The 244-nt window shown below is 59.0% G+C and carries 1 pseudogene; it reads left to right on the top strand.

The annotated features are described in order from the left end of the window. A pseudogene (locus tag ACLJNW_RS27795) lies at window positions 1-244 on the top strand (hypothetical protein); the annotation flags it as partial.

Raw genomic sequence — 244 nt, 5'->3', positions numbered from 1 at the left:
GGGCAACTCCGACATCCTCATCGACGGCTACATGGACTGGGTGATCAACAACAAGAGCGCCAGCACCAGCCGCCGCAACCAGAGCGACTATCACGCCAACCTGCACTTCAACCCACAGGTCAAGTACGACCTGGGCAAGGCCCTCGGCTACGAGCCTAAGCACCTGTACGTGGGCCTGGAGTACGACTACTGGTCCGACAAGTACGGTGTGAAGGACTCGCAGTACTTCACCACCGACCAGAAC

Origin of the sequence: Salmonella sp. SAL4457 (genome assembly GCF_046548235.1) — a bacterium.
In the GTDB taxonomy this organism is placed as follows: domain Bacteria; phylum Pseudomonadota; class Gammaproteobacteria; order Enterobacterales; family Enterobacteriaceae; genus Salmonella; species Salmonella enterica.
This window is presented reverse-complemented; position numbering and strand designations above follow the sequence as displayed.